The 14,318-nt window shown below is 64.5% G+C and carries 15 protein-coding genes; 6 read left to right on the forward strand and 9 right to left on the reverse strand.

The features are described from left to right. The first annotated feature begins 16 nt into the window (after positions 1 to 16). A complete protein-coding gene (locus MPSD_RS13860; protein WP_086084983.1) occupies positions 17 to 2,116 on the forward strand; it encodes an NAD(P)H-binding protein in 2,100 nt (699 codons plus the stop codon). A 101-nt stretch (positions 2,117 to 2,217) separates the two neighbouring features. Here MPSD_RS13860 and MPSD_RS13865 read toward each other — a convergent pair whose 3' ends face one another. The 8 genes from MPSD_RS13865 to MPSD_RS13900 all read right to left on the reverse strand — a co-directional run bounded on the left by MPSD_RS13865 (position 2,218) and on the right by MPSD_RS13900 (position 9,950). Next, positions 2,218 to 2,598 carry a DMT family transporter gene (locus MPSD_RS13865; RefSeq protein WP_020787446.1) on the reverse strand — a complete coding sequence of 127 codons (381 nt, stop codon included), beginning with the start codon at positions 2,596 to 2,598 and terminating at the stop codon, positions 2,218 to 2,220. Positions 2,599 to 2,787: 189 nt separating this feature from the next. After that, on the reverse strand, positions 2,788 to 3,120 hold the full coding sequence (locus tag MPSD_RS13870; RefSeq protein WP_015355523.1) for a TfoX/Sxy family protein: 333 nt from the start codon (positions 3,118 to 3,120) through the stop codon (positions 2,788 to 2,790). Between the two features lie 2 nt (positions 3,121 to 3,122). After that, entirely contained in the window at positions 3,123 to 3,512 is a 390-nt protein-coding gene (locus MPSD_RS13875) for a nitroreductase family deazaflavin-dependent oxidoreductase (protein ID WP_011740869.1), read from the reverse strand. A gap of 104 nt (positions 3,513 to 3,616) precedes the next feature. Further along, positions 3,617 to 5,959, reverse strand: coding sequence for an endopeptidase La (gene lon, locus MPSD_RS13880; RefSeq protein ID WP_020787445.1), 2,343 nt, complete (start codon positions 5,957 to 5,959; stop codon positions 3,617 to 3,619). 103 nt (positions 5,960 to 6,062) lie between these two features. Then, complete coding sequence (locus tag MPSD_RS13885; protein WP_086084982.1) at positions 6,063 to 7,307, reverse strand: alpha-hydroxy acid oxidase; 1,245 nt, start codon at positions 7,305 to 7,307, stop codon at positions 6,063 to 6,065. Between the two features lie 160 nt (positions 7,308 to 7,467). Beyond that, positions 7,468 to 8,775, reverse strand: a complete 1,308-nt coding sequence (locus tag MPSD_RS13890; protein WP_086084981.1) for an alpha-amylase family protein — start codon at positions 8,773 to 8,775, stop codon at positions 7,468 to 7,470. Positions 8,776 to 8,785: 10 nt separating this feature from the next. After that, complete coding sequence (locus MPSD_RS13895) at positions 8,786 to 9,322, reverse strand: alkyl hydroperoxide reductase (protein ID WP_012394462.1); 537 nt, start codon at positions 9,320 to 9,322, stop codon at positions 8,786 to 8,788. Between the two features lie 40 nt (positions 9,323 to 9,362). Beyond that, positions 9,363 to 9,950: a peroxiredoxin gene (locus MPSD_RS13900; protein WP_012394463.1), complete on the reverse strand. Its 588-nt coding sequence runs from the start codon at positions 9,948 to 9,950 to the stop codon at positions 9,363 to 9,365. Positions 9,951 to 10,071: 121 nt separating this feature from the next. Between MPSD_RS13900 and MPSD_RS13905 the strand changes: the two genes are divergently transcribed. The 4 genes from MPSD_RS13905 to MPSD_RS13920 are packed head-to-tail and all read left to right on the forward strand — an operon-like array spanning position 10,072 to position 12,963. Beyond that, positions 10,072 to 11,007, forward strand: coding sequence for a hydrogen peroxide-inducible genes activator (locus MPSD_RS13905; RefSeq protein WP_036426586.1), 936 nt, complete (start codon positions 10,072 to 10,074; stop codon positions 11,005 to 11,007). 34 nt (positions 11,008 to 11,041) lie between these two features. Next, the gene (locus MPSD_RS13910) at positions 11,042 to 11,755 is read left to right on the forward strand and encodes an EthD domain-containing protein (protein ID WP_086084980.1); all 714 of its coding nucleotides are present in this window, start codon (positions 11,042 to 11,044) and stop codon (positions 11,753 to 11,755) included. Next, positions 11,752 to 12,195, forward strand: coding sequence for a PPOX class F420-dependent oxidoreductase (locus MPSD_RS13915; RefSeq protein WP_086084979.1), 444 nt, complete (start codon positions 11,752 to 11,754; stop codon positions 12,193 to 12,195). The genes MPSD_RS13910 and MPSD_RS13915 overlap by 4 nt, the downstream gene beginning before the upstream one ends. A 9-nt stretch (positions 12,196 to 12,204) precedes the next feature. Further along, the gene (locus tag MPSD_RS13920; protein WP_020725293.1) at positions 12,205 to 12,963 is read left to right on the forward strand and encodes an enoyl-CoA hydratase/isomerase family protein; all 759 of its coding nucleotides are present in this window, start codon (positions 12,205 to 12,207) and stop codon (positions 12,961 to 12,963) included. Positions 12,964 to 12,993: 30 nt separating this feature from the next. Here the strand turns inward: MPSD_RS13920 and MPSD_RS13925 are convergent, their stop codons facing one another. Beyond that, the gene (locus MPSD_RS13925; RefSeq protein ID WP_012394467.1) at positions 12,994 to 13,170 is read right to left on the reverse strand and encodes a (2Fe-2S)-binding protein; all 177 of its coding nucleotides are present in this window, start codon (positions 13,168 to 13,170) and stop codon (positions 12,994 to 12,996) included. 307 nt (positions 13,171 to 13,477) lie between these two features. On the opposite strand from MPSD_RS13925, the gene bfr reads away from it, so the two are divergent. Beyond that, on the forward strand, positions 13,478 to 13,957 hold the full coding sequence (gene bfr, locus MPSD_RS13935; protein WP_012394468.1) for a bacterioferritin: 480 nt from the start codon (positions 13,478 to 13,480) through the stop codon (positions 13,955 to 13,957). Positions 13,958 to 14,318 lie beyond the last annotated feature (361 nt).

Here is a 14,318-nt window from a genome sequence, read left to right on the forward strand (position 1 = left end):
GGGGGAGGTGAGTAAGGTGCACGTCCTGGTTACCGACGCCGCGGGAGCGATCGGGCGGCTGGTCACACGTCAGCTGATCGCTGCGGGACACACCGTAAGCGGTATATCTTCCCACCCACACGACTACCTGGATCCCAACGTCGATTTTGTTTGCGCATCGCTGCGCAACCCAGTGCTATTGGAGTTAGCCAGCGAAGCGGACGCGGTGATTCACCTCGCCCCTGTCGAGAAGGGCGCGCCGGGTGCCGCGGGCATCACCGGCTTGGCACACGTGAGCAACGCTGCGGCCCGCGCCGGCGCCCGGTTGCTGTTCGTGTCCCAGGCCGCGGGCTCACCGGAGCTTTATCAACAAGCCGAGACACTGGTGTCGACCGGTTGGGCACCGAGTTTGGTCATCCGCATTGCACCGCCGGTCGGCCGCCAGCTCGACTGGATGGTGTGTCGCACGGTCGCGACCCTGATGCGCTCCAAGGTCTCCGCCCGGCCGATGCGGGTACTGCACCTCGACGATCTGGTCCGGTTCCTGGTTCTGGCGCTGGACACCGACCGCAATGGTGTCGTCGACCTGGCCACGCCCGACACCACAAACGTGGTCACCGCGTGGCGGCTGCTCGGATCAGTCGACCCGCGGTTGCGGCCGCACCGGGTTCAAGGCTGGTCACAGTTGATCCCTGAGATGGATATCGCTGCAGCACAGGAAGATTGGAACTTTCAGTACGGGTGGCAGGCCACCGATGCGATCGTCGATACCGGCCGTGGCCTGGTCGGGCGCAGACTAGATCCCGCCGGTGCAACCATCGGTTCGGCCCAGTTGGCGCTACCGGTGGAGCCGACACCGCGACTGACGCCCGCCGACGGGACCGCCCTGGATTCCGCGGCACCAGACGGGCTGGAGGGCGAGTTCGACGACCGGATCGACCCGCGGTTCCCAGTCTTCAGCGCGGCCAGTCTCGCCGAGGCGCTGCCCGGGCCGCTGACCCCGATGACCCTGGACGTCCAGATGAGCGGGTTGCGCGCGGCGGGGCGAGCGATGGGCCAAGTGCTCGCCGTTGGCGACGTGGTCGCCGAGGAGTGGGGGAGCCGGGCTATCGCGGTGTTCGGTCATCGCCCCTATGTTGGGGTGTCGGCCAATCTCGTCGCCGCGACCCAATTGCCCGGCTGGAATGAGCGAGCAGTCACCCAGCAAGCATTGGGGGGTAACACCCAGGTCACCGAGCTGCTGCCGTTCGGCCGGCCCCAGCTGACCGGTGGACCCCTGCGGTCGGCGGCCAAGGTGCTGGTGACGGCGCGGTCGCTTTCCCTGTTACGTCATATCCGTGCTGATACGCAGGCTTACGTGACCGCGGCGGCTGACGAACACGTTGGCGCCGAGCAGCTCTCTACGCTGCCCGACGCCAGCCTGGAAGTTCGGATTCGATTGTTACGGGACCGGATTCACCAAGGCTGGATCCTCACGGCGCTATGGGTCATCGATACAGGTGTTACCGCCGCAACGCTCGAGCACACCCGGGCCGGAACCAGCGTCTCCGGTGTCGGCGTGATCATGGAAAGCGGCCGTATCGCCGCGGAGACCGCGGCGCTGACCGAAATCCTGCGCGCCGATGCTCCGTTGTGTGCGCTGGCCCGCGACGGCAACGTCGACAGCATCCGAGCCCTATCGGCATCAGCGGCCGCCGCACTTGACGCTACGGTTGCCCGGCTCGCGCATCGGGGTTGCGGCGAAGCGGAGCTGGCCAACCCGTCTTTCGGTGACGATCCGGCGCTGCTGCTGACAGCGGCGGCCAAAGCCGCAGCAGCACCCGCGACACCGGCGGCGGCGCCGACCTTGTCCCAGCGCTTGGCCGCCAGTGCCCGCGGTTCGCGCGAACTCGCCCATGACACCACCATCCGGTTCACCCACGACCTCCGGATGACTTTGCGCGAACTGGCATCTCGTCGGGTAACGGCCGATCTGATGGACACCATCGATGATGTCTACTACTTGACCGCCGACGAGTTGGTAACCATGCCGGCCGATGCGCGGCTACGAATCAAGCGCCGACGCACCGAACGGGAACGGTTACAGGCTCAGCACCCACCCGAAGTGATTGACGGCAACTGGAATCCCGCGCTTTGACATCGTCGCGGACATTCCAGACACCGCCCGGGTGATCCATCAATCCGGCGATCGCAACGGTGGGCCCTTGGCGCGCCCACGGCCACCAGGACGGTCGCCCGCTAGAACTTGGCAACCAATACCACCCCGCAAACCAGGAACGCACCGCCGAGGGCCCGCCACAGGGTGAGCGGATGAGCGTCCACCCGGAGCCAGCCGAAATGATCGATCAGTAACGACATGATGAGTGCTGCTGTGACCGTGACCCCAATGAACGTGCCCGCGCCCACCTTGTTGACCAATGTCAGGCCCGCATAGACCTGCACCGCTCCGACGAGGCCGCCGACCACGGCCCACCACGGCATCGAGGCGATGTCCTTGGTGGTGGGTAGCAGGTTGGGCATGATGAGGAATGCGCCCACGAAAAATATCGTGATCAGCGCAAACGAAATCGCTGATGCCAGCCATGGGTTGATCATGTGTTTGTACAGTTGCCCATTCATCGCAGCTCCACATGTCTGTAGAGCTCCGCCCAGGATGATGAACGGGATAATCCAGCCTGCACTCATAACTCTCCTAACCACTGCACTACTCGGCTGCCCTCGGTCGTATGATTCCTCACGGCAACACTAGGGGCTCACCGCCGGCGGCGCTTCGCGGCAACGGAGGCCAGGGCGTGGGTTCCGCGCTCGTTACTTGGGCGGCATCGTGCGCACGTAGGCCACGGCGCGGTCCACCCAACTCTGAAGCTGACGTTTGGTTTTGACGCCTTGGCTGGCCACTTGCAGCCAGCGGCGGGTTTCGCGTCCGGCCATGACCATGGGGCTGACGTGATCACGCTCGAGCAGCTTGTCGGCGTCTTCCGGCGGCACTCTGACCAATAGTCCGCCCTGCCCGCTGACGGCAACGGCCATGTGCCCGCCGATGAGAAATGCAAGCCCGCCGAACATGCGCATTTCATCCACGCCGGGCTGTCGAGCCAGCAACTCACGGATCCGGTCGGCCAGGCCGGTGTCATAGGCCATGGTCAGTCCAAATCCACCCGGATGCTCAGCAACTCGCTACCGATCGCCCGAACGACCGCGCTGTTGAGCCGGGGCAGGTTGCCCAGCCGCTGTAGCGGGTCGTCGTCGGGCAATAGGTGAGCGGTTCCGCTTCGCCACTCGCCGTCAAGGCGCACCCGAACCGCTGGGTTAGCCTTGATATTGCGAACGTAATCCGAATGCTCGCCGTGTTCGGAGACCATCCAGAACTGGTTGTCCACCAACTTGCCGCCCACCGCGGTGTGGCGGGGTTGTCCGCTCTTGCGACCGATGGTTTCCAGCATGGTCACCGGCAATTGTCTGCCGATCGGATTGACCACAAGTTTTTGCATGCGATGGACTACTCGGCGTTTGAGATCCCGAAGCTCGGCCATGTCCCTGATTGTGCAGCAGACCGCACGGCACCGCTAGCACCGAGCGCCGCGCTGGGGTGACGCTCAGTGTCGACGGTCACCCCAGCGTGGCATTGGCGACGGTGTCAGGCGGCGACCCCAGCGGCCTCAGCCGCCGGTTCCAGCGCTTGCGCAACGATCTCGGCGACATCGGTCATCGGTTTGACCACTAGTGCGCCCAGCACCTCGGCAGGAACGTCGTCGAGGTCGGGTTCATTGCGAGCCGGAATGAAAACCGTTGACAGCCCGGCACGTTGCGCTGCGAGCAGCTTCTGTTTGACGCCGCCGATCGGCAGCACTCGGCCGTTGAGCGTGACTTCCCCGGTCATGCCGACATCGGCGCGGACCTGACGCCCGGTGGCCATCGAGACCAGCGCGGTCACCATGGTGACACCGGCGGACGGGCCGTCTTTGGGTACCGCGCCTGCGGGCACATGCACGTGGATGCTGCGATCCAGCGTCGTGGGATCCACACCGAACTGCCCAGCGTGAGAGCGCACGTAGGACAGAGCGATCTGCGCCGACTCCTTCATCACATCACCCAACTGCCCGGTCAGTTGCAGCGAACCTTCGCCCGGCCGTGGCGGTCCAGCGGCACCGGCCTCGATGTAGAGCACGTCACCGCCCAGGCCCGTAACGGCCAGTCCGGTGGCCACACCCGGCACCGCGGTGCGTTCAGCGGCCTCGGGGGTAAACCGCGGGCGGCCCAGGTAGCCAACCAGATCGGGCTCGTCGATCGTCGCGGGTCCGGGATCTGCGGCCAACTTTGTGGTCACCTTGCGCAGCACTTTGGCCAGCAGCCTTTCGAACTGCCGCACACCCGGTTCACGGGTGTAGTCGGCAGCGATCTTGCGCAACGCGGCCTCGGTGATCATGACCTCGTCGTCGCTCAGCGCTGCCCGGTCTCGCTGCCGGGGCAGCAGGTAGTCGCGGGCGATGGCAACCTTGTCGTCCTCGGTGTAGCCGTCGATCTCGACCAGCTCCATCCGGTCCAGCAGGGCCGAGGGAATGTTCTCGATCACGTTGGCCGTAGCCAGAAACACCACATCGGACAGGTCCAAGTCCAGATCCAGGTAGTGATCGCGGAAGGTGTGGTTCTGGGCAGGGTCAAGCACCTCCAGCAGGGCAGCGCTTGGGTCGCCCCGATAGTCGGAACCGACCTTGTCGATTTCATCCAGCAGCACAACGGGATTCATCGATCCCGCCTCGCTGATCGCACGGACGATCCGGCCTGGCAGCGCGCCCACATAGGTACGCCGGTGGCCGCGGATCTCGGCCTCGTCGCGGACACCACCCAGGGCGACGCGCACGAAGCGGCGCCCCAGGGCTCGGGCCACGCTTTCGCCCAAGGACGTCTTGCCGACCCCGGGAGGACCGGCGAGCACCATCACCGCGCCCGAACCACGCCCGCCGACGACCTGCAGTCCACGCTGCGCGCGTCGGGCACGCACCGCCAGATACTCGATGATGCGGTCTTTGACATCGTCGAGGCCGTGGTGATCGGCATCGAGGGTCTCGCGGGCCGCGCTCAAGTCGACCGAGTCCTCGGTCGTGATATTCCACGGCAGCTCGAGCACGGTGTCCAGCCAGGTGCGAATCCAGCCGCTGTCCGGGCTTTGGTCGCTGGCCCGTTCCAGCTTGCTAACCTCACGCAGCGCCGCTTCGCGCACCTTGTCGGGCAGTTCAGCGGCCTCGATACGGGCCCGGTAGTCCTCTGGATCTCCGGCGCCGTCGGGATCACCCTCACCCAGTTCCTTACGAATCGCAGCCAGCTGTTGGCGCAGCAGGAACTCCTTCTGCGTCTTTTCCATGCCCGCCCGCACATCGTCGGCGATCTTGTCGTTGACCTCGACTTCGGCGAGATGGTCGCCGGTCCAATCGATCAGCAACCGCAGACGCTGGGAAACGTCGGCCGTCTCGAGCAACTGGCGCTTCTGCATATCCGCCAGATACGACGCGTACCCGGCGGTGTCCGCGAGCGCAGACGGATCGGTGAGGCTATTGACGTGGTCGATGATCTGCCAGGCCTCGCGTCGTTGCAGCATGGCCACTAACAGCTTCTTGCACTCGGCGGCAAGCGTCTTGGCTTCCTCGGTCGCCTCCGGCTCCGGGACTTCTGTCACCTCGACCCACAGCGCCGCGCCTGGCCCGCTGGCTCCAGCACCGATCTGGGCCCTGCGCTCACCTCGCACGACAGCGGCGGCGCCACCGCCAGCGATCCGCCCAACCTGCAGAATCTTTGCCAAGACGCCGTAGGTGGGGTATCGGTCATCGAGCCGAGGAGCGATCAGCAACTGCCCAGACTCGCTGGCCCGCGCGGCGTCGATCGCCGCTTGTGCGGCATCGTCGAGCGTGATCGGCACGACCATTCCGGGTAGCACGATGGTGTCACTGACGAACAGCACCGGCACTGATATGGCTTGGGGCATCAATCCTCCAATAGCTAGGTCTACTGCGCTTAACCCAGCTGTCGCGCGTTTTGTTCCCCGGCGCAGGCCGATGGCTGATTCCGCCGAACTCGAGCGCGCAGCCTCACGTCGGCAGAGGTATGGGACCCAGTCGCTGCAACTGCGTCACATGCTTGGCCGAGAGTTCTTCCAGGCAGGTCACCCCCAGCAGCCGCATGGTCCGGGAGACGCCGGCGGACAGGATCTCGATCGCGCGTTTGACCCCCGCTTCGCCACCAGCCATCAGCCCATACAGGTACGCCCGCCCAATCAGCGTGCACCGCGCACCGAGCGCGATCGCGGCGACGATATCGGCACCGGACATGATGCCGGTGTCCACCACGATCTCGGTGTCCTTGCCCAGCTCGCGGGCAACCAGGGGCAACAGGTGGAACGGCACCGGCGCACGATCGAGTTGGCGACCGCCATGATTGGACAACACGATGCCGTCGGCCCCGCGTTCCACCACCGCGCGGGCATCGTCGAGGGTCTGGATCCCCTTGACGACCAGCTTGCCTGGCCATTGGGCCTTCATCCACTCCAGGTCGTCGAAGGTGACGCTGGGATCGAACATGGTGTTCAGATACTCGCCGATGGTGCCCGACCAGCGATCCAGTGATGCGAAGGCCAGCGGCTCGGTGGTCAGCAGGTCGAACCACCAATGTGGGTGCGGCAGTGCGTCAAGCACCGTTCGTAGCGTCAAGGCCGGCGGTATCGACATGCCGTTGCGGACATCGCGTAGCCGCGCACCCGCGACCGGAACGTCCACGGTGACCAGCATGGTGTCGAATCCCGCGTCCGCTGCGCGTTTGACCAACGCCATCGAACGGTCCCGGTCCCGCCACATGTAGAGCTGAAACCATTTGCGGCCCTGGGGAACAGCCGCCTGCAGATCCTCTATTGCGCAGGTGGCCAGAGTCGACATGGAAAACGGGATCCCGGCCTCGGCGGCCGCCCTCGCACCGGCGATCTCGCCCTCGGTGTGCATCAATCGAGTGAACCCGGTCGGCGCGATACCGAAGGGCAACGCGACCGGCTTGCCAAAGACGTCCCAGCCGGTACGCACACTCGTGACATCGCGCAGGATCGTCGGGTGAAATTCGATATCGCGGAAGGCCTGCCGGGCACGCTCGATCGACAGTTCGTCCTCGACTGCACCGTCGGTGTAGTCGAACGCCGCTCTGGGGGTACGCCGTTTCGCGACACGGCGCAGGTCCTCGATGGTTAGGGCGGTTTCCAGACGGCGCTTGGTGCGGTTGAACTGGGGCCTCTTGAACTGCATCAGGGGTGCCAGGTCACCCACCCTCGGAAGCCTGCGATCGACAGCCATCAGCGCCTGCGCTCATCCGTGCTCATTCGCGTCATCTAACCAGTGTATCAACGTGGTCGCATGGACTCGACAAGACATCCCTTTGACCTGAAGCGATTCGTCGAGGCACCCGCTGCTACGCCCGCCGGCTCGACCCGCTGACGCTCGCGCAGCTGAATCGCTAGGCGGGTTGCAGGATCCGCCAGCCGTGCCCCTCGACGAGCACCTCGTCGGTGACCTCCTGGGGCGGCGCGGCAGATCCGGCAAGCACCTCGGCGCGAGGGATGCCAAGATCCGGCAGACTCATCCGAAGCGGCTCATCGTCTGCGTTGAGTATGACCACTAGTGCGTTGTCGGCGCTGCCGGTCTGGTAGACGTACTGACGGTTGCGCAATCGTAGTGCGCTGGTGGAGGCCGTGTGTAGCCATGGATAGCGGCGGCGTAGCCCGACCAGGTACTGGTGCAACGCCCAGACCGACGCCTGGTCGTGAGTCAATTCGAATGGGGGAGAGCCGAATTCCGGGCGTATCGCGTCGTCACCGCCGTAGCGCTCTTCCTTGACGGCACGCCAGCCGAATTCGTCACCGGCGTAGATGCTCGGAATTCCACCGACAGTCATCAGAATCACCAGCGCATGGGCTAGGTGCTCGGGACGTTCGAGGCGGCTGGCGATCCGGGTGACGTCGTGATTGCCGATGAAGGTCAGCGGGGCAAAGCTGGCGACAAACTCGTTGTGCCGCTGTAGCGCCCAGTCCAGCTCGAAGAAGTTGCCGTCGTTGAGACCGCTCCAGATCGCCTTCCAAAGTTCGTACTGAGTCACCGAGTCGAAACTGGCGCCCTGCACCGCGGCGGCATAGTCGCCGTGAATTATCTCGCCGACAAACCAGGCCTGCGGATATCGGTCCCGCACTCGGGGCAGGACCTTCGCCCAGAACTGTTGTGGCACCGCGTAGGCCGCATCCAGGCGCCAGCCATCGGCACCGCGTTGCAGCCAGTGCGCCATGACATCGACGACGTAGTCGGCCACCTCCGGGTTGGCATGGTTGAGTGTGATGAGCCCCGAATGTCCTTCGAAGGTACGGAAATTGCCTGCTCGGCCACAAAACCAGCCTGCGGAGGACGGGTCGTCAGCGGCGTGGCGATAGCTGTGGAAATCCACACCGACGTGGTTGAAAACGCCGTCGAGCAGCACCCGCAGTCCACGCCGATGCGCCTCGGCGACGAGGTGGTCGAAATCACCCTCGTCGCCGAGGCGAGGATCGATGCGGAAATGGTCGGTGGTGTCGTAACCATGGGTACGCGAGTCGAAAATCGGGCCCAGGGCAACCCCGGATGCGCCCAACTCGACGGCGTGATCAAACCAGCCAACGAGGCGCCGTAGTCGGTGCTCTCCCGGATCGGGTGGCTGATTGGCGGGAAAAGCACCGACGAAGCCCAGGGGATAGACCTGCCACCAGATCGCGTGCTGCACCCAGGTGGGCTTACTCACGGCGCAACGATCAGCCGACGGCCGCCAGCGTCTGTGCAGCGGTGAGCGCTTGTGCCACACCGCAGACGATAGCCGCCGCCTTCAGCGCCTCCAACACCGCCTCGCGGCCCACACCCGCCTCACGCAGCGTGTGCTCGTGGGCCACGACACAATGGGAGCACCCATTGACCGACGACACGGCAAAGGACCAGAGCTCGAAATTCGCCTTGTCCACGCCCGGGTTGGCGATGATGTTCATCCGCAATCCGGCACGCAGATCGTCGTACTGGCCCTCGAGGAAGCCGCGCCCCCGATAGAACACGTTGTTCATGCCCATGATCGACACGGCTCCCAGCGCCGCCTGGTACGCCTGCGCAGACAGATTGTCAGCCGCCTCCGCACCGATCTCGGCCAGCACCTGCGCATTGCGAGTCGCTGCGGCGCTCGCCAAAAGCGTGCCCCAGAGCTGCTCTTCGTCCAGCACCGTAGTGCGGCTGATCGAGCCCAGGTTCAGCTTGAGATCTTTGGCGTACTCAGGCAACGCTGCCTTGAGGTTTTCGATACTCATGTCTTCTCCGTCCGGTCCTCAGTCTCTGACCAAGCCCCGACTACGCCGAAGCCTTCAGCAGCTCGCCGGCGTCCAGCGTCGGGTCACCCTTGCGCCAGTTGCAGGCACACAGCTCGTCGGACTGCAGGGCGTCGAGCACACGGAGCACCTCGTCGACGTTGCGGCCGACAGATCCAGCGGTGGCCGAGACGAACTGAATCTCGTTGTTGGGGTCGACGATGAAGGTCACCCGGTCCGCGACACCATCGGCGTTGAGCACACCGGTCGCCGCCACCAGCTCCCGCTTGATGTCGGCAAGCATCGGGAAGGGCAGGTTCTTGAGGTCGTCGTGCTGCGCACGCCACTGGAAGTGCACGAACTCGCTGTCGATCGAGACACCCAGGACCTGCGCGTCGCGGTCCTCGAACTCGTCGTTGAGCTTGCCGAAGGCGGCAATCTCGGTCGGGCACACGAAGGTGAAGTCCTTGGGCCAGAAGAACACGACCCGCCACTTGCCCGCGTGGTCGTCACTGGTCACGGTCTTGAAGTAGTCACCGGGCTGCTTGGCGTCGACCTTGGACAGATCGCCACCGATCAACGCAGTCAGGCTGTAGGCGGGAAACTGTTGGCCGATGGTCAGCAGGGACATAACTCTCCTCATTTTCGATTTTTCGCTTTTCGGTATTCCGCACATGGCTTTTGGAGCCCACACCATGTTGCCTGCAGAAGACTGTTAGGTAAAGGTGATGCTTGCCACTATATTGATCGGTATGACCGATAAGAGCTATCGGCCCACCTTGGCCGGGTTGCGCGCGTTCGTCGCGGTAGCGGAAAAGCAGCATTTCGGCAGCGCGGCAAATGCTCTCGGCGTCAGTCAGTCGACGTTGTCGCAGGCGTTGGCGGCACTGGAGGCCGGACTCGACCTTCACCTCGTCGAACGATCGACCAGGCGGGTTTTCTTGACGACCGAGGGCAGATCGCTGCTACCTCACGCCCAGGCCGCGGTGGAAGCCGTGGAAGCCTTCACCACAGCCGCTGCGGGAGAGGCGGATCCGCTCAACGGCAGCATCCGGTTCGGCATCATCCCCACCGTTGCTCCGTATGTGCTGCCCACGGTACTAGCCGGGCTGACCCGGCGTCTGCCCACCCTGACGGTACGAGTGATTGAAGACCAGACCGAGCGTCTGCTGACCGCCCTGCGCGAAGGTTCACTCGATACGGCCCTGATCGCGCTGCCCGCCGACTATGGCGGTCTCACGGAAATACCGATCTATGAAGAGGATTTCGTGCTGGCGCTACCGCCTGGGCATCCGATGGCGGACCGGCACGGAGTCCCTGTCGCGGCACTGTCCGAGCTGCCGCTGCTGTTGCTCGATGAGGGGCACTGCCTGCGCGACCAGGCTCTGGATGTCTGCCAGAACGCCGGCGTCCGGGCTGAGCTTGCCGATACCCGGGCAGCTTCGCTGGCGACCGCCGTCCAATGCGTAAACGGCGGCCTGGGCGTAACACTGATCCCACAGAGCGCGGTGTCCGTCGAGGCTGCGCGTAGCCGCGTCGGCCTCGCGCACTTTGCCGCGCCCACTCCGGGGCGACGCATCGGTCTGGTCTACCGCGCGTCCAGCGGTCGCGACGAGGCCTATCGGCAGCTTGCGGCAATCATGGGCGAATCGATCAGCAACGAACAGCAGGTGCGCCTGGTCAACTGAGCCTGCGGGGGTAGGTTCGGCCTATGGAGGACCTATGGAGAAGATAATCGCCATCCTCATGCACACGGACCCCAGCGAGCAGTGGTGCGCTCGCCAACGCGGTCCCGTTGCCGAGTCGTTGTTGGCGCTGGGCCTGCCCGGACTGTCGGTCAATGTCCGCGACGGCGCGGTATGCGAGTCGCTGATGACTCTGACCACACTGGACCCACCGGTCGCCGCGGTAGTGAGCGTGTGGACCCAGCAGTGCTACGGCGACCAGGTAGCCGAAGCGCTGCGATTGCTCGGTGCCGAATGCCAATCGCTGGGTGCCTACCTGGTGACCGAGTCGGTGCCACTGGTCGCGCCGAGAGTCCAACCCGGCAGTCGCACACCTGGATTAGCCAACATCGCGTTGCTGCGTCGGCCCGCCGCGCTAGATGAACCAACCTGGCTGGCCCGCTGGCAGCATGACCACACGCCGGTGGCGATTGAGACCCAGTCGACCTTTGGCTACACGCAGAACTGGGTGGTACGGACCCTCACCCCAGGGGCACCAGAGGTCGCGGCCATCGTCGAGGAACTGTTCCCGATGGCGGCAATCACCGATCTGAAGGCATTCTTCGGCGCCAGCGATGACGGCGACCTGCAGCACCGGCTCGGCAGGATGGTGGCCAGCACGGCCGCATTCGGCGCCAACGAGAATATCGACACCGTTCCCACCAGCCGCCATGTGTTCAAGACACCGTTTACATGCGAGGAGCGTCAATGACAACACTCAACGACGCAGTCGGCCTGGCGACCGCGGATCGCGGCCTCGCCGTTGTCTCCACCGTTCGCGCTGACGGCACCGTTCAGGCTTCGTTGGTCAATGTCGGCCTGCTGATGCACCCCGACCACGGCAGACCGGCCCTGGGCTTTGCCACCTACGGCAAGGTCAAACTCGCCAACCTGCGGGCTCGACCTCAATTGGCCGTCACATTTCGCAACGGATGGCGGTGGGCGACGGTGGAGGGCAGCGCGGAGCTGGCCGGTCCGGACGACTCCCAGCCATGGCTGGCCGACCGCGAACAGCTGCGACTGCTGCTTCGCGATGTCTTCATTTCGGCCGGTGGCACCCACGACAACTGGGACGAATACGACCGGGTGATGGCCGAGGAACGACGAACCGTGGTGCTCATCGAGCCGACCCGCATTTACGGCAACGGCTAGGCTGCAGCCGTGACGCTGCAGATCGATGATGACAACCGCGTACGCACGCTCACGCTGAACCGTCCCGAGGCGCTCAACGCATTTAACGAAGCCCTCTACGACGCGACCGCCCAGGCCCTCTTGGACGCGGCCGACGATCCGCAGGTTGCCGTGGTCTTGCTGACCGGCTCGGGTCGCGGCTTCAGCGCTGGCACCGATCTTGCCGAAATGCAGGCTCGCATCAACGATCCAAATTTCTCCGAGGGGAAATTTGGCTTCCGTGGTCTCATCGAAGCACTCGCCGGGTTCCCAAAGCCCCTGATTTGCGCCGTCAACGGGCTTGGCGTCGGGATCGGCGCCACCATTCTGGGCTATGCCGATCTGGCTTTCATGTCCTCGACAGCGCGCCTGAAGTGCCCCTTCACCAGCCTCGGCGTGGCTCCCGAAGCGGCCTCGTCCTATCTTCTGCCGCAACTGGTGGGCCGCCAGAACGCGGCTTGGTTGCTGATGTCCTCGGAATGGATTGACGCCGAAGAGGCACTGCGGATGGGCCTGGTCTGGCGAATCTGCAGTCCTGAGGAACTGCTACCAGAGGCGCGTCGTCATGCCGAAATACTTGCTGCCAAGCCGATTTCCAGCTTGATGGCGGTCAAGCACACGATGGTCGAACCCAACCGTGCCCAGATCGCGGCGGCCAGCGCACGAGAGAACGCGCACTTCGCGGAGCTGATGGGCGCTCAAGCCAACGCCGCTGCCCTTGCCGATTTCACCGATCGCCGGCGACCGTAAACCGACGAAAAACCCACTATCGGGGCACGCTCAGACTGCCGCGGGTTGGGCTGCGGCCGCGATAATGGCCCGCAGCGTGCGGCGGCAACGCCCGCAGTCGCTGCCGGCACCGCATGCGGCGGCGATCTCCTTGGAGGTTGCCGCACCGCGGGCGACGGCATCACAGACGGTCTGATTGGTGGCGCCGACGCAAAGGCACACGTACATCAGCAAACCCCCATCAGATGCTCGCTCACGCCACCGAATGACGTGTCTTCACAAACTGCCGGACGAACGCACCGCATATTAGTGGAGTCTAACCTAACTAGGTTAGTTGAGTCTAACCTAAGAATCCTGAAGCTCAAGGCAGACGACGCGCCGATCGCGTCCAAAAAATCCGCTGCTAGCCTCGCCTGCTGAACTAGATTTGAGTTTGGCACCCGAAAGGCACAGCCAGAACACAGCATGGTGACGCTCCAGCCCAGCTCACCTGCTGCGGTAAGACATGACAGCCTGCTACCCCCTAGGAGTGATCATGCAAGGTGATCCCGATGTTTTGCGCCTGCTCAATGAGCAATTGACCAGCGAGCTCACCGCTATCAACCAGTACTTCTTGCACTCGAAGATGCAGGAGAACTGGGGGTTTACCGAGTTGGCGGCCCACACCCGCGACGAGTCCTTCGACGAGATGCGCCACGCCGAGGCGATCACCGATCGAATCTTGTTGCTGGACGGATTGCCCAACTACCAGCGCATCGGCTCCTTGCGAGTCGGCCAAACGCTGCGCGAGCAGTTCGAGGCCGATCTCGCGATTGAATACGAAGTGGTGAACCGGCTCAAGCCCGGAATCATCATGTGCCGCGAAAAGCAGGACAGCACCAGCGCGGTGCTTTTCGAGAGCATCGTGGCCGACGAGGAAAAGCACATCGACTACCTGGAGACCCAGCTGGAGCTGATGAACAAGCTCGGCGAGGAGCTGTACTCCGCACAGTGCGTCTCGCGCCCGCCGAGTTGATCCCGGCCGTGGGTCCGTCCCCAGGCGCAGCGCGGGGCTAGTCGAACATCCATCCGATGACATGCCCGTGCGGCTGGCTGACCTCTCGGCCAGCTTGACCGCCTCGTCTGCCGGGACCGGGTCGCGGCGATGCGCCTGTTCATCGCCCCGTACCGGTGCGCCCGGCCACCGCCCGACGTGAATGCGAAAGCCCTTTGGCCGAGGCGATTTCGTCGCAGCCGCAGTCGGGCGCTGCCGCGCCGGGATACTGCGCGCACCGCCGATGGCATCCCGGTGGGTAATACGTCTGAACGGGGAGGCCACCGGCGTACGTGGGGCTTGTCGAGTTCTGGATCAGCGCGTTTAGGCAACCGCTGCGCCA

The organism is Mycobacterium pseudoshottsii JCM 15466, assembly GCF_003584745.1.
In the GTDB taxonomy this organism is placed as follows: domain Bacteria; phylum Actinomycetota; class Actinomycetes; order Mycobacteriales; family Mycobacteriaceae; genus Mycobacterium; species Mycobacterium marinum.